Here is a 20,177-nt window from a genome sequence, read left to right as displayed (position 1 = left end):
CGGGTCCTGCCGTTCCGGGGCGTCCCAGACCTTCACCAGGAGCCCCCGACATGACCACCACCACCCCGGAAGAGACCACCTCGACCCCGGAAGAGATCATCGCCGGCGCCCGTGAGCGCATCGACGTGCTCGACGACCGGATCATCGGTCTCATCCAGGAGCGGATGGCCGTCTCCGCCGTCGTCCAGCAGACCCGCATCGCCTCCGGCGGACGTCGGGTGCACCTCTCCCGCGAGATGGAGATCCTCGGCCGCTACCGCGAGGCCCTCGGCAGGCCGGGCACCGGCCTCGCCATGACCCTGCTGGAGCTGTGCCGGGGGCGCATCTGAGCGTCACTCCGAGATGTCGTACGTGAGTTCGAGCGCTGTCTCACCCGTACGGCGCGTGACTGGCTCGCGCGGCACTTCGTTGATCGAGGTGTCCGTGCCAGCCAGGGGCGGGCCCGACAGAACCACGCGTGGCTCGCTGGAGCGATGAGGCGTACGGGTCGTGCCGTACGCCGTGGGACCTCGCTCCAGGGAAGTGACCGGACGGCAGGGGACAGCAGCCCGGTCACCCAAGAGAACGGTCGGCCCCGGGGACGCCCGGGGCCGACCGGCGGAAAACTGCACATACGCACCAGTGCCGGTCACCTGCCAGGTCCCCGCACCGAAACGGCATTGCTGCACACCGTCCGCCCCCCGGGGGCAGGACCAACGAACCAGCGGCGCAACCCCCCGGCGCCGCCCCGGGCACCGGCGCCGCCCTGACGTCGGTGCTGACCGGAAGAAGGGCCCCGCGGTCTCTCCGTCCCGCGGGGCCCTTCGTCATGCCCGGCCGGATGCCCGGCGGAACGCGCGGCCGAGCACCCCGGCCGAAGGCCCACGACCCAATGTGACCCGCATCACACAGTCTTCCGCCCGGCAGGTGCACAACCCTTCTCACAGGTCACGGGTCTCACCTACGCAACCAACGGCCATGCCCGTGCCCCACACACGGAGGCCTCCGAGACACGTGCTGCCGCGCGGCAGCACGGGAGCCCCACAAGAGGTCCTCAATGAAGCTTCGCCGCGCCATGATGACCGCGGCCGCGACGGCTGCCCTCGCGCCGGTCGCACTGGTCTGTGCCCCTGCCGCCTTCGCCGACGACTCCCCGAGCCCCTCGGTCAGCACCTCGACCTCGACTGAGACGACTCCCGCGGCCGACCCGAGCACCAGCCCGGCCGACGACACCAGCTCGCCCGCCGGCCAGGCGTCGGAGAGCCCGTCCGCCTCCGACTCGGCGAGCGCGAGCGCGTCGGAGTCCGCCTCCGCGTCCGAGTCGGCATCCCCGTCTGCGTCCGCGTCCACGTCCACCGAGCCCAGCGAGAGCGCCGAGCCCAGCGACGAGCCGACCACGCCGTCCGGGATCTGCGAGGAGGACGACGCCAACTACAAGTCCAAGATCCACGCCTCGCTCGGCGGTCTGCCCGGCGAGATAGCCGTGGGCAGCGGCTGGCACCCCTTCACGCTCAGCGTCAAGAACCCGACGTCGACCAACCTCAAGGACGTCATCTTCTACGCGGGTGTCGGCCCGAGCGACCCGAACGCCCAGTACGCGTTCAAGACCAGCCAGGTCGAGCTCCAGGTGAAGTACGACGGAGCCTGGTACGACGTCGAGGACGGCGCCGGCCACTCCAACGGCTACCTCGACCTCGCCGACATCAAGGCCGGCCAGACGGTGAACTACCAGCTCCGCCTGAACGTCAAGGCGAACGCGCCGGTCGGTGAGGGCCTCACCATCGGTGGCGGCATGTACTTCGACGACGACGAGAACTGCATCGGCTCGGACCAGGCCAGCTACCTGATCAAGATCGTCAAGGCCGGCGCCGACACGGGCGGGACGAAGCCCCAGGAGGGCGGCAAGGTCCCGGTTCCCACTCAGAAGCCGAGCAAGACCAACACCCAGACCGTCACCGGCTCGCTCGCCGAGACCGGTTCCAGCTCCATGCTGCCGACCATCGGTCTCGTCGGCGGTGTGGCCGTCGTCGTCGGCGCCGGAGCGGTGTTCACCGTCCGCCGCCGCAAGGGCGCCGGTTCGAACGCAGCCGCGTAAGCGCGGTCGCACAACCGAAGGGGCCTGCGCCAGGAGGGGGGTGCAGGCCCCTTCGGCATGCCCGCGCTACTGCTTCGGCGGCACCGCCGGCATCCCCAGGAACGGCAGGCGCAGCGCGCCGAACGCCTCCGCGGGAACCACCGGGGCCTGCGGCTCGACCGGCTTCAGCCGCTCGTACGCCGCACCCTGCGCCGGACGCGGATCGTCCTCGCCCTTGTTCGGCCAGAAGGACATCGCGCGCTCGGCCTGTGCGGTGATCGTCAGTGACGGGTTCACGCCCAGGTTCGCCGAGACCGCGGCGCCGTCCACGACGGAGATGCCCGGGTGGCCGTAGAGGCGGTGGTAGGGGTCGATCACGCCGGTCTCCGCGGAGTCGCCGATCGGGCAGCCACCGAGGAAGTGCGCGGTGAGCGGGGTGCCCATCAGCTCGCCGACGTTGCTGCCGGCGAAGCCGTTGATCTCGGCGGCGAGCGCGGAGGCGGCCTCGGTGGCGGCCTTGATCTGCTTGGGGTTCGGCGTGCCGTGCCCCTGCCGCGCGGTGAGCAGGCCCTTGCCGACGCCACCCGGCTTCAGGTACGTCGTCAGGGAGTTGTCCAGCGACTGCATCACCAGGCCGATGATGGTCCGCTCGGACCAGCGCCGGTTGGACAGGGAGCGCAGGACCAGCAGTGGATGCCGGGCCGCGTTCGCCAGCCACGCCAGCGCGCGGGAGGAGCCCTCGGCGTAGGGGACCTGGAGGATGGACAGGCCGCCCATGGAGTTGGAGCCCTTGCCGTAGCGGACCGGCTCGATGTGGGTGTTCTCGTCGGGGTGGATCGAGGACGTGATGGCGACACCGCGCGTGAAGTCGGCCTTCGGCTCGCCGGTCGCCTTGCGGTAGCGGCGGTTGTCGGTCTGCGCGCCGACCAGCGCCTCGGAGTTGGTGCGGGTCAGGTCGCCGAGCCGGGCGGAGAGATACGGCAGCTGGCCGCCGGCCTTCATCCGGTGCAGCAGGGTCTGGGTGCCGTAGGTGCCGGCCGCGAGGACGACCCTGCGCGCGGTGAGGAGCCGGCCCTCGCCCTGCTTCTTCCGGTCCGTCGGCAGGGTCGCCACCGCGTACCCGCCGCGTGAGTCGTCCGTGACGGACACGACCGTCGTCATGGGGTGGACCACCGCGCCCGCCTTCTCGGCGAGATAGAGGTAGTTCTCGTTCAGGGTGTTCTTCGCGCCGTGCCGGCAGCCGGTCATGCACTCCCCGCACTCGGTGCAGGCGGTGCGGGACGGACCGGCGCCGCCGAAGTACGGGTCGTTCACCTGCTCGCCGGGCCTGGCCTTCGACTTCCCGTCGGCGTCCTTGCCGTCGCCGAAGAACACGCCGACCGGGGCGAGGTGGAAGGTGTCGCCGACGCCCATCCGCTGCGCCGCCGCCTTCAGGTGCACGTCGGAGGGGGTCATGGTCGGGTTGAGCCGTACGCCGAGCATGCGCCGGGCCTGGTCGTAGTACGGCTTCAGCTCCTCCTGCCAGTCGGTGATGTCCCGCCACTGGGGGTCGTCGAAGAAGGCCTTCGGCGGTACGTAGAGGGTGTTGGCGTAGTTGAGCGAGCCGCCGCCGACGCCCGCGCCGGCCAGCACCATGACGTTGCCCAGCAGGTGGATGCGCTGGATGCCGAACATGCCGAGCCGCGGAGCCCAGAGGTAGTTCTTCAGGTCCCAGGAGTTCTTCGGCAGGGAGTCCCGGGTGAAGCGGCGGCCCGCTTCGAGCACACCGACCCGGTATCCCTTCTCGGTCAGGCGGAGGGCGGTCACCGAGCCGCCGAACCCCGATCCGACGACGATGACGTCGTAGTCGTACCCGTCCTCGTCCCGGGTCTGGACAGACTTCTCCTGCGACACGTGCTCTCCTCGTCGAGAACGGGTGTGGGCGAACGGTGCTTCTAGCGGAACCGGAATGCCTTCATCAGGCGCAGACTCGTGCTCATGAGTCGGGCGTAGCCCTCGTCGGTCATCCCCAGCGAGGGAGCCATCGGCAGCAACCGCTGCTGGGCCACCGTCTGGGCCTCGGTGTACTTCAGGATGCCCTCGGAGCCGTGGCGGCGGCCGAGGCCGGAGTCCTTCATGCCGCCCATCGGGGACTGGACGCTGCCGTAGGCGGGTGCGTAGCCCTCGTTGACGTTAACCGTGCCCGTGCGCAGACGGGCGGCGACGTCCCGGCCGCGCTGGGCGCTCTTGGTCCAGACGGAGGAGTTCAGGCCGTACGGCGTGGCGTTGGCGCGCTCGATCGCCTCGTCGTCGCTCGTGAACCGGTAGACGGAGACGACCGGGCCGAAGGTCTCCTCCTCGCACACGGACATGGAGTCCTCCACGCCGTCGAGGATGGTCGGCTCGAAGAAGTACGGGCCGATGTCCGGGCGGGCGACCCCGCCCGCGATCAGCTTCGCGCCCTTCGCCACGGCCTCCTCGACATGCCGCTGAACGGTCTTCAGCTGGCGCTCGCCGACCAGCGAGCCCATGTCGGCGCCGTAGGCGAGGGAGTTGCCGAGCCGCATGGCCTTCGTGCGGGCGGCGAAGCGCTCCAGGAAGGCGTCGGCGATCGACTCGTGGACGTACAGCCGCTCGATGGAGATGCAGAGCTGCCCGGCGGAGGAGAAGCAGGCGCGGACGGCGCCGGCGGCGGCCTTCTCGATGTCGGCGTCGTCCAGCACCAGCATGGCGTTCTTGCCGCCGAGTTCGAGGGAGACGCCGACCAGCCGGGCGGCGGCGCCCTGGGCGACCTCGCGGCCGGTGCGGGTGGAGCCGGTGAAGGAGACGTAGTCGGCGTGCTTGACCAGCTCGGGTCCGACGACCGGACCCTCGCCGAGCACGACCTGGAAGACGCCCTCGGGCAGCCCGGCCTCGATGAGCAGGTCGCGCGCCCAGAGCGCGGTGAGGCACGTCTCGGTGTCCGGCTTCATCACGACCGCGTTGCCGGCCACGAAGGCGGGCAGCGCGTCGCCGACGGACAGCTCCAGGGGGTAGTTCCAGGGGGCGATCTGGCCCACGACGCCGCGCGGGTGGCGGAGTTCGGTGACCTTGGTGAGCGTGGGGACGGCGCCGGTGTGCCGCTTGGGCCGCAGGTAGGAGGGGGCCTTGCGGCCGTAGTGGCGGGCCGCGACGGCGACGGCCTGCACCTCCTCGTGCGCGTGCAGCCTGGCCTTGCCGGTCTCCAGCTGGATCAGGTCGAGCACCTCGGCCTGCCGCTCCAGCACCAGGTCGTGGAAGCGCAGGAGGACGGCGGCCCGCTGCCGTACCGGGGTCCTCTCCCACACGGCCTGTGCCGCGCGGGCGGCCTCGAAGGCCTTGAGCACGTCCTCGGGGGTGGACTCGGGCAGGTCGGCCAGCTTCTCGCCGGTGAACGGGGTGTGGTTGGCGGTACGGCCGGAGCCGGCGACGCCCTTGGTGAGCTGGGCCACCAGTTCCGGCGTGACCACGTCGGCGGCGGTGCGGACGCCCTCGGGGGCGGGCGCGAGGGGGTTGGTGCCGGTGCTGTCCGGGGCCTGCGTGTCCGTCATGACGCGCAGGGTATGTCGCGGGGCAGCCTTTGTGTACCCGTCGGTAACGGGGATTCACGGAGTGCACACATACCGCCAGTGATCACTGGCAGCGAATGTGCTGATCAGGGCGTTGACACGGCCGCGCGCAGAAGGATCACTCGAGTCCGGCTTTTTTCGCCAGGAGGAGTCCCAGTGCCGTCCTCGGCGTGCGGCGAGGCGGCTCGGAGGGCGGCGGCGAAGGGGCCACGGGCGCGGCTTCGGGTGCCGGGTCCGGTACGGGCGAGAGCCCGAGGTAGTCCCGCAGGGCCGCCGTGACCTCATGCGCACCCGGGCGGGCCTGCGGCTCGCCGGCGTGCAGCCGGTCCAGCAGGGGACCCAGCGGGCCGGAGTCCGTGTCCGCGAGGGCGGCGCGGAGCAGGGCGCCGAGGGACCACAGATCGGAGGCCGGGCCGGCGCCGGGGCCCGCGGCCCGCTCGGGGGCGACGAAACCGGTGGGCGCTTGCGCGGGGTGTCCGTCACCGGTCCCGAAGTCGGTGACGACCACCCGCCCGGTGCCGGACTCCAGCAGGACGTTGGCCGGTTTGACGTCCCGGTGCACGATGCCGACGGCGTGGGCCGCGCGCAGGGCGCCGAGGACGGCGAGCCCGATCCGGGCGGCCTCGGCGGGCGGGAGGGGGCCGCGCCGCAGGACCTCCCGCAGCGACTCGCCCGCCACCAACTCCATGACGATCCAGGGCACATGTCCCTCGGTGACGACGTCGTACACCGTGATGGCGGAAGGGTGGCGCACCCGGGCCGCGGCGCGGGCCTCCCGGTACAGCCGGTGGGCGATACGGCGGCTGTCCTCGTCGTCTGCCGGATCGCCGGGCAGCAGCGGCTCCTTCACGGCGACCCGGCGGCCAGGCTCCTGTTCGTCCAGGGCCCGCCAGACGGTCCCGGTGGGCCCGGACCCGAGGCGTCCGGCCAGTCGGTAGCGGCCACCGATCAGACGTGCGTCGGGCGGGCGTTCACCGTCTCCACTCATGTCACATGAGTACCGCGAGCACCAGGCCCTTGTCGAAGCGGGACACTCGGAAATCCGGCGGTCACAGCTTCTCGATGTCCAGGTTCGCGATCGCCGCCTTGGCCACGTCCCGGCCGCGGTCCGTGAAGTCGCCCTTGTTGGGGTAGCCGACGGTGAGCTTGTACAGGTCGCCGCCGCTCGTGCGGTAGTAGAAGATCTGCAGTTCCCGCGGGCTGGGGCTGCCGCCGTCGTTGGACTTGTAGACGACGGTGTTCTTCGCGGCCTCCCTGCCGTGGTACGTCGCTGTGTCGTCCGGGTGTGTCCTCGCTCCGCTGGGCATGTCGAGGGAGTAGTCGCCGTCGCCGCGGAACTTCTCGTCGTCGGCGTACATCTGGGACCGGGCGCTGTTCTTGATCTCGTCCAGGGAGTCCTGCGACTTCTTCGCCAGCTCCAGCGTGATCCAGACGCCGCCGCTCCAGTCCTCGTACGTCACCCAGTTCCGGTCGGAGTCGTCCTTGCCGGGCGTGACCACCTTGTAGCTCGCCGGGGCGGCGAGGGTGGCGCCCAGCTTCGGGGCCGGGCGCTTCGCCCAGCCGTCGGGCAGCGGGCCCGCGAACGGATCGGCCAGGACCAGGTACGCCGCCACCGCAACCGCCACCAGCGCCGCGCCCATGCCCAGCCACGCCTTGCGGCCGAGCCGCCTGACCGGCGCGGGGGCGACCACCTGGACGGGCTGGGTGGGTGCCGGCGGCGCCGGGGGCTTGGCCGCCTCCTGAAGCAGCGCCCGCACCCGGTCCGCCTGGGGCCGGTGCGCGGGGTCCTTGTGGAGCAGCCCGTTGATGACCTCGGCCAGCGGGCCGGAAGCGGAGGCGGGCGGTGCCGGGGTGGAGTTGAGGACCGACTGGAGGGTGGCCGGGGTGTTGCTGCGGCGGAACGGCGAGACGCCCTCGGTGGCCGTGTAGAGCAGCACGCCCAGGGACCACAGGTCGCTCGCCGGGCCGGGCCGCCGGCCCAGCACCCGCTCCGGCGCGATGTATTCGGGCGAGCCGACGAAGCCGCCGGTGTCCGTGAGCCGCGTGTCGCCCTCGATCTGGGCGATCCCGAAGTCCGTGAGGACCACCCGGTCGTGCCGGCCGAGCAGGACGTTGTCGGGCTTGACGTCCCGGTGCAGGACGCCCGCCGCGTGCGCCGCCTCCAGCGCGCCGAGCACCTGCAGCCCGATCCGGGCGGCCTCGCGCGCGTCCAGCGTGCCCTCGCGCAAGGCGTCGCCGAGGGTGCGGCCGCGCACCAGCTCCATCACGATCCAGGGCCGGCCCTCGACCACCGCGACGTCGTGGACGTTCACCACCGCCGGGTGGTCGAGGCGGGCCGCCGCGCGGGCCTCGCGGCGCATCCGCTCGAAGGCGTTGGCGCGTTCCCGTTCGGGAAGGCTGTCCGGTACGCGCGGCTCCTTGACGGCGACCTCCCGGTCCACCGTCTCGTCCTGGGCCCGCCACACGGTCCCCATCCCGCCATGGCCCAGCTTGCCGAGCAGCCGGTACCGGCCGGCGACGAGCCGCCCGGCGCCGGGGTCCTGGGTTGCAGGGGGCTCCGAAGCCGGTTGCGGGATCGGGTGCGTGCGCGGCTGCGGCGGTTGCAGAACAAAACTCGTCGTGTCGTCGGTGCCGTGACCGACTCCCCCGTCACTGCTCATGCGTCATCCATATCGCGCCGTCGCGCCCCACAGCCACAGGGAATGCGAACCGGTCACAGACCCGTGACCGAGCGGCAGTTCAGGACCCGGCCCGGAAGGTGTCGACCGCCACGTCGAAGTACTCCCGCGCCTCCCGCACCTTGCCGACCGGCGCCGACACCCACACGTCGTACAGCCGCCCGGCCTCCTCCCAGCACAGGTCGTAGGTGTGGCGCGGCCCCTCCGCCGCGCTGAAGCCGTTCCAGGTGAACTCCCAGAGCGCCGCCGGATGTCCGTCGTGCGAGGTGGAGGTGACCCGGCCGTCGTGGTAACCCGGGTTGGTGGAGGGGCCCTTGGCGGCCGACCGCTCCATCACGGCCTGCGGACCGCCCGGTTCGGGATCGGCGACCTTGACGCCGAGACGGAAGGTCTCACCAGGAGAGAGGTAGAAGACGCGCTCGCCCTGCGGACTGCGGGTGAAGTCCTCCGGTACGGCGAGGGAGAAGCCGGCCGGGTCCCGGGCCGTGCGGTAACCGGAGGGCGCGGTGTGCGAGCCGGCCGAGGCCGTCGGGCGGGTCCGGCCGGGCGACGGGGACGGCAGCGCGGACGGGCTCGTTCCGGTCCCGGTCGCCGGGGAGGTCGCCGTCCGGCCGGGGCTGCCACCGCCGCCGTCCCCGCTCCCGTGCAGCAGCAGTGCCGCCGCCGACACACCGGCCCCCGCCAGCGCGGCGACGAGCAGGGCCGCGACCAGCACTCCGCGCGTGGACGTGCGGGCCGGGGGCTCCGCCGCCGCGGATGCGGTGGGCGGCGACTGGGGTCCGCCGTGCGGAAGGTCCTGCCGGGTCGGCGAGTAGGCCGCGGCGGCCTCCGGCGTGCGCCCCTGGGCCGCATCGGCCCACGGCGCAGACCCCGAGGCCGCGTCCGACCTCGGTATACGCGGCCCGGCAGCGTCGGACCCGGACGTACGATCCTTGGCCGCATCGGACCCCGACGTACGTTCCTGGACCGCATCGGACCCCGACGTACGGCCGTGGGCCGCCTCGGCCCCCGAGACAGACCCTTGCGCCGCATCGGATTCCGATGGCCGGCTCCCCGCCGGCCCGGACCCCGGCACAGGGCCCTGCGTCGCACCGGATCCCGACGTATGCCCCCGGGCCGCATCGAACCCCGGCGTAGCACCCTGCGCCGCATCGGGTCCCGGCGTACCGCCCTGCACTCCATCGGCCCCCGATGGACGGCCGTGAGCCGCATCGGAGCCCGAGCTACGGCCCCGGGCCCCGTCGGACCCCGGCGTGCGCCCCTGCGCCGGATCGGATTCCGATGGACGGCTCCCCGCCGCCCCGGACCCCGGCACAGGACCCTGCGCCGCCCGGGACCTATGTGTCCAACCCCCCGCCAGTCCCGACCTCGGTGCCCGGCCCCCGCCGATCCAGTGGCCTCGCCCGGAGGCCGGCGCGCCCGGCGCGCCCGGCGCCTCCGGGGTACGGCCCGTCTCGAGGAACGTCCACAGCATCCGCTCGGCGTCGGCCGCGCCGAGGCGCCGGTCGGGGTCGCGTTCCAGCAGCCCCCGTACGACCGGCAGCAGCGGCTCGGCCTCGACGGGGGGCCGGATCTCGGCGGCGACCACGGCGTGCAGGATGCCGCCGAGCGAGTCGCGCCGGAACAGCGACTCGCCGCTGAGCACCGTGCACAGCAGCGCGCCGACCGACCACAGGTCGGACTCCGGCCCGGTGCGGACCCCGGACATCCGCTCCGGCGCGGTGTATTCGGGCGAGCCGACGAAGGAGCCGGTCTCGGTGAGCGTGGTGGCGCCCGCGACCTGCGCGATACCGAAGTCGGTCAGCACGACCCGGCCGGTACCGGACTCGATCAGCACGTTCGCGGGCTTGATGTCCCGGTGCAGCACCCCTGCCTCGTGCGCGGTGCGCACCGCGCTGAGCAGGGCGATGCCGATCCGCGCGGCCTCGGCGGCGTCGACCGGGCCCTGCCGGGAGACGAGGTCGGCGAGCGAGCCGCCGTCGACCAACTCCATGACGAGATAGGGCCGTTCGTCCTGCTCCACCACGTCGTGCACGACGATGATGTGCGGATGCCGCAGCTGGGCGACCGCCCGTGCCTCACGGAACGTACGGTCCCGGCGGCGTCGCGCGTCGCCCTCGGAGAGCGAGTCGTCCGGGAGGAGTTCCTTGACCGCGACACGTCGGCCCAGCACCTGGTCGAGGGCCCGCCACACGACGCCCATGCCCCCGCGCCCGATTCTCGCCTCCAGGCGGTACCGGCCCGCGATCACACGGACGACGTCCCCCTCGGTCCCCATGCGCCCCATCATGCCGCATCGGACGGACGCCTTCCGGGGCGGCGATCGGCCAAGTCAACGCGGATGATCATTTTCGGCCACAACCTGTCTTGAAAAAGCTACAAAGCATGGCTAATCACCAAGAGACACACGCCATACAGGGCAAAACGGATGGCTTGAATCTTGCTGTCTTGTGAATCATGGAACCCTTACATTTCCCTTATGGGAAACACGTTTAAGCGCCTTTCCGTCACGGGCCTCGCGGCGGTGGCGATATTCGCCACGACCACAGTGACCAATGCCAGCGCGGCGAGCGGCGGAGCCGCGTGCTCGGTGACCGGCGCCTCGGGGAGCCTCACGTTCACCAACTGGACAGCCCACCATGTGGACATCAGCGGTTGGGTCAAGGACACCGCTGCCGATGGTCACCATGTGGCCATTCGACTCGTTTCCATAGACAGCAGCACCGGATGGGTGAACGAGTGGCCCTGGCATTCCGAATACGGCGGAAACGGAGCGACCACCTCCTTCACCACTTACGCGTCACCCCCCGGCGATGCTCTCGACTACATCGGCGCGCAGGTGGCGGTCATAGAAGGGAGCACGATAGTCCGTTCTTGCACGGACTACGCCTGAGCCCCTCGTTGACGTGTCGGCCCACGCGATTTCCGGATGGGCCGATACGCGACCGCGTTTCGTGAAGTCGTCGTCCGCAGTGGAATCTTCAGTTCCACTCGGATCAACGCTCCTGGAAGCCCCGCAGAATGAAGTCGAACTGCTTTCTGGTGGTGGCCCAGTCGTCGGCCGGCGAGGCCGCGTAGATGGCGTACTCGGCGCCGTCACTCTCCATGTACGCAACGTCGATCGCGTGGTAGGGCCCCGGGAAGTAGTGCGGCGGGTCCTTGGCCAGCGCGTCCCACGTGTACTCCCAGCGGACGCCCGGCAGGTCGCGGAAGAGCTCCTCCTTGAGGCTCAGCCGCTTGTAGCCCAGCAGTCGCGGTGAGACCCGCTGCTGCTCCAGGTAGCTCATGTGCTCGTACGAGGAGCTGAAGTCCGGCGCGGTGTCGACGGCGACCCGCACGAGGTGCTTGCCCTTGTCGGGCGAGTAGTCGACCTGCCGGAGGCCGTCCTGGTCGATGGAGACGGACCGCTTCCACCCCTTGGGCAGGGAGATGCTGAAGCCCACCGGGTCGTGGCGCCGCTCCCAACCGGCGGGAACCGCCCCCTGACCGCTCTCATGGCTCGGCGTGGCACTGGCACTCGCACTCGGAGGCGGCGATACGGAGGCGGAGTCACCGCGGCCGCCCGTGCCGAACTGCTGCAGCGCGACCGCGGCACCTCCGCCGACGATCGCGGCGAGGGCGACCACCAGGGCGAGCGTGCGCAGCCTGCGGCGCTTGGGCGGCTGTACCGGCTGCCCCTGCGGGACGGGCGTGTGCGGCCCGGAACCCGCGTCGTACGGACCGCCGAGCCGCGTCGGCCCGGTCACCGGCGGATACGGCGTTCCGGTGGCCGCCTCCGCGCCGGTGCGCGTGGGGCCCGTCTGCGCTTCCGGCCGGAAGCGGCCGTGCTGCGTGGGCACGTACACCTGCGCCGCGTTCGGCCGCCGCCCCTCCGCCGCTTCGGCGAGCATCTGCTCCGTCTCGTCCGCGCCGGGCCGTTGCGCCGGGTCCTTCTGCAGCAGGGCGGTGATGACAGGGCCGAGCGGACCGGCGTACTGCGGTTGGGTGGCCTCCTCCTCCACGACCGCCTGCATGGTGGTCAGCGGCGAGGTGCGGCGGAACGGCGAGCGGCCCTCGACCGCCGTGTACAGCGTGGCGCCGAGCGCCCACAGGTCCGAGGCCGGGCCCGGGTCGTGGCCGCGCACCCGCTCGGGGGCGAGGTAGTCGACCGAGCCGACGACCTCTCCGGTGCGGGTGATGGTGGAGTCGCCCTCGATCTGCGCGATGCCGAAGTCGGTGAGCAGGACCCGGCCGTCCCGGCCGAGGAGGACGTTGCCGGGCTTGACGTCCCGGTGCAGCACGCCGGCGGAGTGCGCGGCGCGCAGCGCCCGCAGCACCCACAGCCCGATGCGGGCTGCCTCGCCGGGCTCCACCCGTCCCCGCTCCTTGACCGCGTCGGCCAGCGAGTTGCCCTCGACCAGCTCCATGACGATCCACGGGCGGCCGTCGTGTTCGAGGACGTCGTGCACGGTGACGACGGCGGAGTGGTTGATGCGCGCGGCGGCGCGGGCCTCGGCCCGGGTGCGGGCGAGCAGCACGGACCGGTCGCTGTCGGAGACGTAGAGCGCCGCGGTCAGTTCCTTGACGGCGACCGTCCGGTGCAGCACCTCGTCGTGGGCGCGCCACACCCGGCCCATGCCGCCGCTGCCGATGGAATCGGCGAGCCGGTAGCGGCCCGCTATGAGCAGGCCCTGCATCTGATTCACGTTGCCCCGCAATGCTCTTGACAGGGTCAGACTAAGGACCCGTCAACCAACTGGGAACCGGAGGGGTTCCAAGGTGACAGCACTGTGACGCTTGTCGCGGCGGGAATCGGCCGGTACCGGTCACCCGGTATACGGGGCGCTCAACCGGTGTAGCGGTACGTCGTCGTCGCCTGCTCGTACAGCCGTGTCACCTGGTCCCGTTCGGCTTCCGGGCCACGGACCTGGACGAGGTGGTACCGGCCGTTCAGCAGGATCGCCATGTTGCGCACGAACAGGTCGCGGCCCTGTCCGTCGGTCCAGGTGAACTGCCCCTCGGCCATGGTCCGCCCGCCCACCTCGATGGTTCTCAGACCGGTGGCCGTGGCCCAGCTGGAGTCGCGGTACGGCTGCAGCTCGCTCTCCTTGTCCCGCTGGTAGGCCATCGGGTCACTGCCGTACGTCGACGCGCTGTCCCTGCCCGGTACGACGATCAGCTCGAAGTCGCCGTGCGCGTACACCACCTGGCCGCTGCCGTTCTTCGGCGTGCGGCCCCAGCCCTTGGCGACGGCGACCTGGAACCCTTCCGGATCCTTGCGCAGGGTGAAGCCGTCGGCGACGGACGGGTCGCCACCGGTCTGGGGCTCGGTGGCGGGTGCGGACGCGGAGGGGCCGCCGCCCTGCTCGGAGGGTGACTGCCGGGTGGGCGAGGGCGCGGGACCGGCCTGCCCCGCGCTGCCCGTGCGGTCCGTGCTCCCCGCGGCACCGCTGTCCCCCTGCTTGGGCATGAACAGCATCGCGTACGCGATCGCGCCGGCCAGCAGGAGCAGGATCAGCACAAGCAGGGTCCGGCCCAGACTGCGCGGCGAACGCGCCTCCTCCCGGGCCCGGGCGCGCTTGTGCCGGCCGTGGGGATGGACCTCGGGCAGCCCGGCGCGCCGCCGCCGCGTCCGCACCAGCTCGCCGCGGCGCCGGACGATCGGCAGCCGGCTCGGGTCGGCGGGCGGCACGGGTACGACATGGGCGCCGGCGTCCGGCTCGGGCGCGGAGCGCACCAGCGAGCGCAGCCAGCCGTTCAGCTCCTCGACGTCCAGACGCTCGGTGGGGTCCTGGCGCAGCAGCGACTCCACGACCGGCCGGAGCGGGCCGCACTCCTCGGCGAAGGCGGGCGGCTCGGCGCACACCAGCTGCACCAGCTCGGCCGTCGACTCCTCCGGGTAGGGCGCGTGCCCCTGCACGGCCCGGAACAGCAGCGCGCCCAGCGCCCACAGATCGGTGGCGGGCCCGATCGGCGCCGCCAGCTGCCAGTTCTCGTGCACGGGCCCGGCCTGCTCCGGCGCCCACCGCTCGGTCACCGGCCCCACGACGGTCATCCGCACCTGCCGCGCCCGCTCGGCCGCCAGAGCGGTCGCGGGGCCCCGGCGGGCAACGGCGGCTCCGGGGTCGTCCCAGTGGGGGTGGGAGGCGAGGATGGCGCCGGTGGCGGAGGGGGACGGGTCGCTGGCCTGGTGGGCGGGGTCGAGGGCGGGGGGCTGGCCGGGGACTGACGGGCGGGGGTTCGCCGGGGGCAGCCCCGGGCGCTGTGGGCCGCCGGGCAGGGCCGGGGAGGGGCCGCCGGCGGCGGGGCGCGGTGCCGCGCCGTGCCAGGGGGCGCCCTGCACTCCATAGGGGTCGGCGATGCGTCCCGGCGGGGTCGTGGTGCCCGGATCGCTGGGGTACGGCTGCTGCGTCGTGCCGTCGGCCCGGGCGGCGCCGGCGTCGCCCTCGGCGGGCGGCCGGGCCCCGGGCAGGCTGGGGCGCCCGCTCTGCCGGGCCTCCTGCACCCGGGCGGCGGCACGGGCACCCGCGCGGTACGCGGCGATGGCGCCGGCGCGGGCGGCACGGATGTCCGCCCCGTTCTCCAGGGGCCGTTGGCCCGCCGGGCCGGGCACACCCGCCCCGCCGGACACCCCGTTCGCCCCCGGCACCGGCAGCCCTCCGGCCGCCCTGGCCTGGATCGCGGCCCGGCGCGCGGCCTCGGGGTCGACGTCCGCCGAGGGCATACCTCCGGTCTCACCCCTCGGCCGGTCGCCGGAACCGGCGGGATCCGGAGGAACGCCCAGGCCGCCGGAAGCCCGAACCGCCGCCCCGGGACCGGCCCCTGGAACGGCGCCCGGACCGGTCGGCTCGGCCTCCGTCCCCGCTCCCCCGACGGCCCCCTCGTCCTGTCCTTCCCGGGCCGGAACCGGGTCGTACCCGCACAGCGCCTCCTCCGCGGCGCCGACGGCGAGGCCGGTCAGCATCACGCGGCCGTCGTCGCAGACGAGCACCGTGCGGGCGGTGATGTTGCGGTGCACCCAGCCATGGCCGTGCAGCACCCGCAGCGCCATGAGCACGTCGGCGGCGACCTCGGCCGCCCGGTACGGCGTGAGCGGCTGCTCGGCGAGCAGCGCGGCGAGCGGGCGCGCGGCCACCAACTCGCTGACGATCCACAGCGAACCGCCCTCGGCGAAGACGTCGAAGACCTGGTCGAGGCGCGGATGGTCGGGGATGCGGGCCGCGGCCTGCGCGGCCTCGACGGCACGCCGTACGGCCGGGTCGGCGGGCCGCCGGGTGGCGGTCCGGGCGCCCGGCGTCCGCCGGGTCCCAGCCCCGCGCTCACGCGCGGTGAAGCCCGCGGGCAGCCCCTCCGCGTCGAGCACCTCGGCCTCGACGACCTCCGGCAACGGCACCTGCCGGACGAGCACTTCCTGACCGCTGTAGGTGTCGAAGGCGCGGGTCTCGGTGAGTTCGTACTCGTCGGAGGGCGGCAACGGCAGGCGGTAGCGGTCGGCGAGCACCCGTCCCGCGTAGTCGTCCACGTTGCCTCCCCCGGCCGCCCGGTTGGTCACATCCGTTCGCCTCACGACCCGTTTCGCACACGCTTCCGGCTGCGTACGGTCCGCAACCATTCACGATACGTGCCGGAGGCAAACCGCACGGAGTGGATGACGGATTCTCACGCGCCGAACCGACGCCCGAAGCCTATGACTTGGGCTGGAAGGAGGCGGTGAGCGTCTTCCACGTGTCCTTGCGCAGCCCGCTGTCCCAGTTCGCGGCCTTCGCCGTGTACATCAGTCCGTAACCGAGATGGCCGTTGACCACGAACCCGCGGTCGATGGTGCGGTACTTGGTGCCGCCGTCGACGTAGGTGAACTCCCAGTCGGCCGTGTTCCAGTCGCGGTAGTCGACCTTCTCTATGCGGATCCTGTGGTACTGGGAGCGCACCATGTAGCCCTCCTGGTTCCTCCAGTCCGCCACCGGGTCGCTCTTGGGGCTGCTGGTCCAGCCGATGAGCAGCTTCTGCCCGTCCGGACCGGTGTACCGGTCGCCCGCGCTGCCGGTGGACTGGAACGACCATCCCTTGGGCAGCCCGATCGAGTACCCCTGGCCGCCCTTGCGGGTCGACACCACCGGCGCGCTGCCGCCGTCCTTGGCACCGGACTTGCCGGAGGAGTCGGCCGAGCCGGAGTCGTCGGTGGACGCGCTCGCGTCGGTGGCGGTGCCCGAAGCGGCTCCGGTGCCGGACGACGACGGGCTCGTCCCGTCCGTCCGCGCCCCGCTGCCGGTGCTCTTGTCGCCCTTGTCCTGCTTGGTGGACGCACTGGTGCTCGCCACCGCCTTGGCCCCGCTGTTCTTGCCGTCCTTGTCGTCGCCGCTCAGGGCGATGGTCAGGACCGTGCCGAGCACGGCGAGGGCGACGATCACCGCGATGATCACCAGCGTGCGCTTGGGCACCACGTCGGTCAGCGGCGCCCGCGGCACCGGCCGCGGCGGCAGGTCCAGGTCCGGCGGCGGCACCACGGGCCAGCCCGAACTCGGCTTGTTCGCGCTGGAGTTCGGCACACCGGCGGCACCCGAGCCACCCGAGGCGCCGACGGCAGGACCCGACTGTCTCCCGGCACGCCCGGCGGCGGATCCACCCGAGGAGGCGGGCCGCGCTCCACCGGAGGACGCCGGGCGCGCTCCACCGGAGGAGGCCGCTCGTCCCCCGCCCTGGCCGGCAGGGCGTGCCCCGCCGGCCGTCGCACCGCCCGCGCCCGCGGTCTCACCGGCACCCGGAGCGGCCGGGTCGCCGCCGCTCTTCGTCCGGGCGGACCCGGCTCCCGTGGCCGCCCCGGCCGCCTTGCGGACCGAGCGCAGCGCGCCGCGCAGCTTCTCCCCGGCCTCCTCGCTCCGCCTGCCCTGGGACGAACCCGGCTCCGGCGGCAGCGGAACCACCCGCGTGGCGTCCATCGGCTCCGGCTCGGGCGCGTGGATCACGGCGTTGAGCATGGCCCGGGCGCCCGCGTCGTCGAGCCGCTGGGCCGGGTCCTTGGTCAGCAGGCCGTAGATGACGTCCTTGAGCGGGCCCGCGTTCTTGGGCTCCTCCAGCGGCTCGGTCATCACTGCGGTGAGCGTGGCGATCGCCGAGCCCTTGTCGTACGGGGGCACGCCCTCGACAGCCGCGTACAGCAGGCCGCCGAGCGACCACAGGTCGGCCGCCGGCCCCGGCTTGTGGCCGCGGGCCCGCTCGGGGGAGATGTAGGAGGGGGCGCCGACGAGCATGCCGGTGGAGGTGATGGACGGGTCGCCCTCGACCTGCGCGATGCCGAAGTCGGTGAGCACGACCCGGCCGTCCTCGGCGATGAGCACGTTCGACGGCTTCACGTCCCGGTGCAGGATGCCCTCGCGGTGCGCGGAGCGCAGCACGTGGAGGACGGCGAGCCCCACCTCGGCGGCGCGCTTGGGCTCCAGCAGGCCGTCCTCGCGGATGACCTCGGCGAGGGACTTGCCCTCCACCAACTCCATGACGATCCACGGCCGGTCGTCCTCGTCGACCACGTCGAAGACCGTCACCGCGCTGTTGTTGCGGATCCGGGCGATCGCCTTGGCCTCGCGCAGGGTGCGCGTGATCAGGCGCCGCTTCTCCTCCTCGTCGATGTTCGACGGGAACCGCAGCTCCTTGACGGCGACCGTCCGGCCCAGGGTCTCGTCCTCGGCGCGCCAGACCGTGCCCATGCCGCCCCGGCCCAGCACGTCTCCCAGCCGGTACCGCCCGGCGAGGAGACGACGCTCGCTCTTGTCCTGACGAGTCCCCTGACGAGATGTACCCGCCCGCTCCGCCTCCGACATGCGTCCCCTCATACAACCCGCCCTGACAGAGCCTCCATTGTCTCTCACCCGACGAGTGCCGAGCGCCCAGGGTGCCCTTCGCCTCAGGCGGGGGCCAGTGCGCCGGTTTCGGGGAAATGCGCCTGGTTTCGGCGGGGGGTGACGGGTGTTCGGCTGCGGCCGGGCACCCGGTTCACGGGCCCGGTTCCGGCCGTGCGCTCGCTCATACCAACGGCACGATGTCCGGCGCTCCCAGCCTTGCCGCGTCCGCCGTCAGGTCGTCGGGCTGGCGCTGGGACTCCCGCTCGGCCTCCACCCGCTTCTCGTAGTGCTCGACCTCGCGCTCGATCTGGTCCTTGTCCCAGCCGAGGACCGGTGCCATCAGTTCCGCCGCCTCGCGGGCGCTGCGGGTGCCCCGGTCGAAGGTCTCGATGGAGATGCGGGTGCGGCGGGTGAGGACGTCGTCGAGGTGCCGGGCGCCCTCGTGCGAGGCGGCGTACACCACCTCGGCGCGCAGATAGTCGTCGGCCGCCTGCAGGGGCTCGCCCAGGGCGGGGTCGGCGGTGACGAGGTCCAGGACTTCCTCGGCCAGAGAGCCGTACCGGTTCAGCAGGTGTTCCACGCGGGCCACGTGGAGCCCCGTGCGGGCGGCTATCCGGGCGCGCGCGTTCCACAGCGCCTGGTAGCCCTCCGCGCCCAGCAGCGGGGTCTCCTCCGTCACGCTGTCGGCGACCCGCATGTCCAGGCCGTGCACCGCCTCGTCGACCGCGTCCTTCGCCATCACGCGGTAGGTGGTGTACTTGCCGCCCGCCACGACCACGAGTCCCGGCACCGGATGGGCGACCGTGTGCTCGCGGGAGAGCTTGCTGGTGGCGTCGGACTCGCCGGCGAGCAGCGGGCGCAGACCGGCGTACACCCCCTGCACGTCGTCGCGGCCGAGCGGCACCGCGAGCACCGAGTTGACGTGCTCCAGCAGGTAGTCGATGTCGGCGCTGGACGCGGCCGGGTGGGCCTTGTCGAGGCTCCAGTCGGTGTCGGTGGTGCCGACGATCCAGTGCCGGCCCCAGGGGATGACGAAGAGGACGGACTTCTCGGTGCGCAGGATCAGGCCGGTGGTGGAGTGGATGCGGTCCTTGGGCACGACCAGGTGGATGCCCTTGGAGGCGCGGACGTGGAACTGGCCCCGCTCCCCCACCATGGCCTGTGTGTCGTCGGTCCACACCCCGGTCGCGTTGACGATCTGCTTGGCGCGGATCTCGTACTCCCCGCCGCCCTCCACGTCCTGCACCCGGGCGCCGACCACCCGCTCGCCCTCGCGCAGGAACCCGGTCACGCGCGCGCGGTTGGCCGCCTTCGCGCCGTAGGACGCCGCCGTGCGCACCAAGGTGGCCACGAAGCGGGCGTCGTCCATCTGGGCGTCGTAGTACTGCAGGGCGCCGACCAGGGCGTCCTTCTTCAGGCAGGGCGCGACGCGCAGGGCCTGACGGTGGGTCAGGTGGCGGTGCACGGGCAGGCCCCGGCCGTGGCCCCGGGCCATGGACATCGCGTCGTAGAGCGCGACGCCCGAGCCGGCGTAGAGGCGCTCCCAGCCCTTGTGCTGCAGCGGGTACAGGAACGGCACCGGTTTGACCAGGTGCGGGGCGAGCCGCTCCAGGAGCAGTCCGCGCTCCTTCAGGGCCTCGCGGACGAGCGCGAAGTCGAGCATCTCCAGATAGCGCAGACCGCCGTGGATCAGCTTGCTGGACCGGCTGGAGGTGCCGGACGCCCAGTCGCGGGCCTCGACCAGACCGGTGGACAGGCCGCGCGTGACGGCGTCCAGCGCGGTGCCCGCGCCGACGACTCCGCCGCCGATCACCAGCACGTCCAGCTCACGCTCCGCCATCTCCGCCAGTGCCTCGGCGCGCTGCGTCGGCCCCAGAGTCGCTGTCCTCACGCTGCCTCCCGCTGTCGCAGACTCGCTCGCGTCGGCCGCACCCCGGTGGGCGAAGCCCGGTTCATCCCCTCCCCATGCCCAAATTCTGACCGGGTTGCCCGACTTCAGCCACCACGCGTTCCCAACCTGTGGACAACTCACGCACAACCCTCGGAAGACACACGAACAGAATCA

Annotated in this window: 12 protein-coding genes; 3 read left to right on the top strand and 9 right to left on the bottom strand. The window is 72.6% G+C overall.

What is annotated here, in order from left to right:
- Positions 1-50 precede the first annotated feature (50 nt).
- Together ACIBJF_RS25495 and ACIBJF_RS25490 are read left to right on the top strand one after the other, a co-directional pair.
- Positions 51-329: a chorismate mutase gene (locus tag ACIBJF_RS25495; RefSeq protein WP_351802079.1), complete on the top strand. Its 279-nt coding sequence runs from the start codon at positions 51-53 to the stop codon at positions 327-329.
- Positions 330-1,036: 707 nt separating this feature from the next.
- A complete protein-coding gene (locus ACIBJF_RS25490; protein ID WP_399176953.1) occupies positions 1,037-2,074 on the top strand; it encodes an LAETG motif-containing sortase-dependent surface protein in 1,038 nt (345 codons plus the stop codon).
- 66 nt (positions 2,075-2,140) lie between these two features.
- On the opposite strand, the gene ACIBJF_RS25485 is transcribed toward ACIBJF_RS25490, so the two are convergent.
- From ACIBJF_RS25485 to ACIBJF_RS25465, 5 genes are all read right to left on the bottom strand, one after another.
- Entirely contained in the window at positions 2,141-3,946 is a 1,806-nt protein-coding gene (locus ACIBJF_RS25485) for a GMC family oxidoreductase N-terminal domain-containing protein (protein ID WP_399176952.1), read from the bottom strand.
- 41 nt (positions 3,947-3,987) lie between these two features.
- Positions 3,988-5,601: a succinic semialdehyde dehydrogenase gene (locus ACIBJF_RS25480; protein ID WP_399176950.1), complete on the bottom strand. Its 1,614-nt coding sequence runs from the start codon at positions 5,599-5,601 to the stop codon at positions 3,988-3,990.
- A 136-nt stretch (positions 5,602-5,737) separates the two neighbouring features.
- Entirely contained in the window at positions 5,738-6,607 is an 870-nt protein-coding gene (locus ACIBJF_RS25475; RefSeq protein ID WP_399176948.1) for a serine/threonine-protein kinase, read from the bottom strand.
- Positions 6,608-6,668: 61 nt separating this feature from the next.
- Positions 6,669-8,279 (bottom strand): serine/threonine-protein kinase, encoded by a 1,611-nt coding sequence (locus tag ACIBJF_RS25470; RefSeq protein ID WP_399176946.1) that lies wholly within the window; start codon positions 8,277-8,279, stop codon positions 6,669-6,671.
- Positions 8,280-8,358: 79 nt separating this feature from the next.
- A complete protein-coding gene (locus tag ACIBJF_RS25465) occupies positions 8,359-10,575 on the bottom strand; it encodes a protein kinase (RefSeq protein WP_399176944.1) in 2,217 nt (738 codons plus the stop codon).
- A gap of 201 nt (positions 10,576-10,776) precedes the next feature.
- On the opposite strand from ACIBJF_RS25465, the gene ACIBJF_RS25460 reads away from it, so the two are divergent.
- Entirely contained in the window at positions 10,777-11,190 is a 414-nt protein-coding gene (locus ACIBJF_RS25460; protein WP_399176943.1) for a hypothetical protein, read from the top strand.
- 103 nt (positions 11,191-11,293) lie between these two features.
- On the opposite strand, the gene ACIBJF_RS25455 is transcribed toward ACIBJF_RS25460, so the two are convergent.
- The 4 genes from ACIBJF_RS25455 to ACIBJF_RS25440 form a co-directional block, all read right to left on the bottom strand.
- On the bottom strand, positions 11,294-12,973 hold the full coding sequence (locus ACIBJF_RS25455; protein ID WP_399176940.1) for a serine/threonine-protein kinase: 1,680 nt from the start codon (positions 12,971-12,973) through the stop codon (positions 11,294-11,296).
- Between the two features lie 149 nt (positions 12,974-13,122).
- Positions 13,123-15,798, bottom strand: a complete 2,676-nt coding sequence (locus ACIBJF_RS25450; RefSeq protein ID WP_399176938.1) for a protein kinase — start codon at positions 15,796-15,798, stop codon at positions 13,123-13,125.
- A gap of 163 nt (positions 15,799-15,961) precedes the next feature.
- Entirely contained in the window at positions 15,962-18,091 is a 2,130-nt protein-coding gene (locus ACIBJF_RS25445; RefSeq protein WP_399176936.1) for a serine/threonine-protein kinase, read from the bottom strand.
- A 202-nt stretch (positions 18,092-18,293) separates the two neighbouring features.
- Positions 18,294-20,003 carry a glycerol-3-phosphate dehydrogenase/oxidase gene (locus ACIBJF_RS25440; RefSeq protein WP_399176935.1) on the bottom strand — a complete coding sequence of 570 codons (1,710 nt, stop codon included), beginning with the start codon at positions 20,001-20,003 and terminating at the stop codon, positions 18,294-18,296.
- Between the last annotated feature and the right edge of the window lie 174 nt (positions 20,004-20,177).

The organism is Streptomyces sp. NPDC050743 (assembly GCF_044456925.1).
Taxonomy (GTDB): Bacteria; Actinomycetota; Actinomycetes; order Streptomycetales; family Streptomycetaceae; genus Streptomyces.
This window is presented reverse-complemented; position numbering and strand designations above follow the sequence as displayed.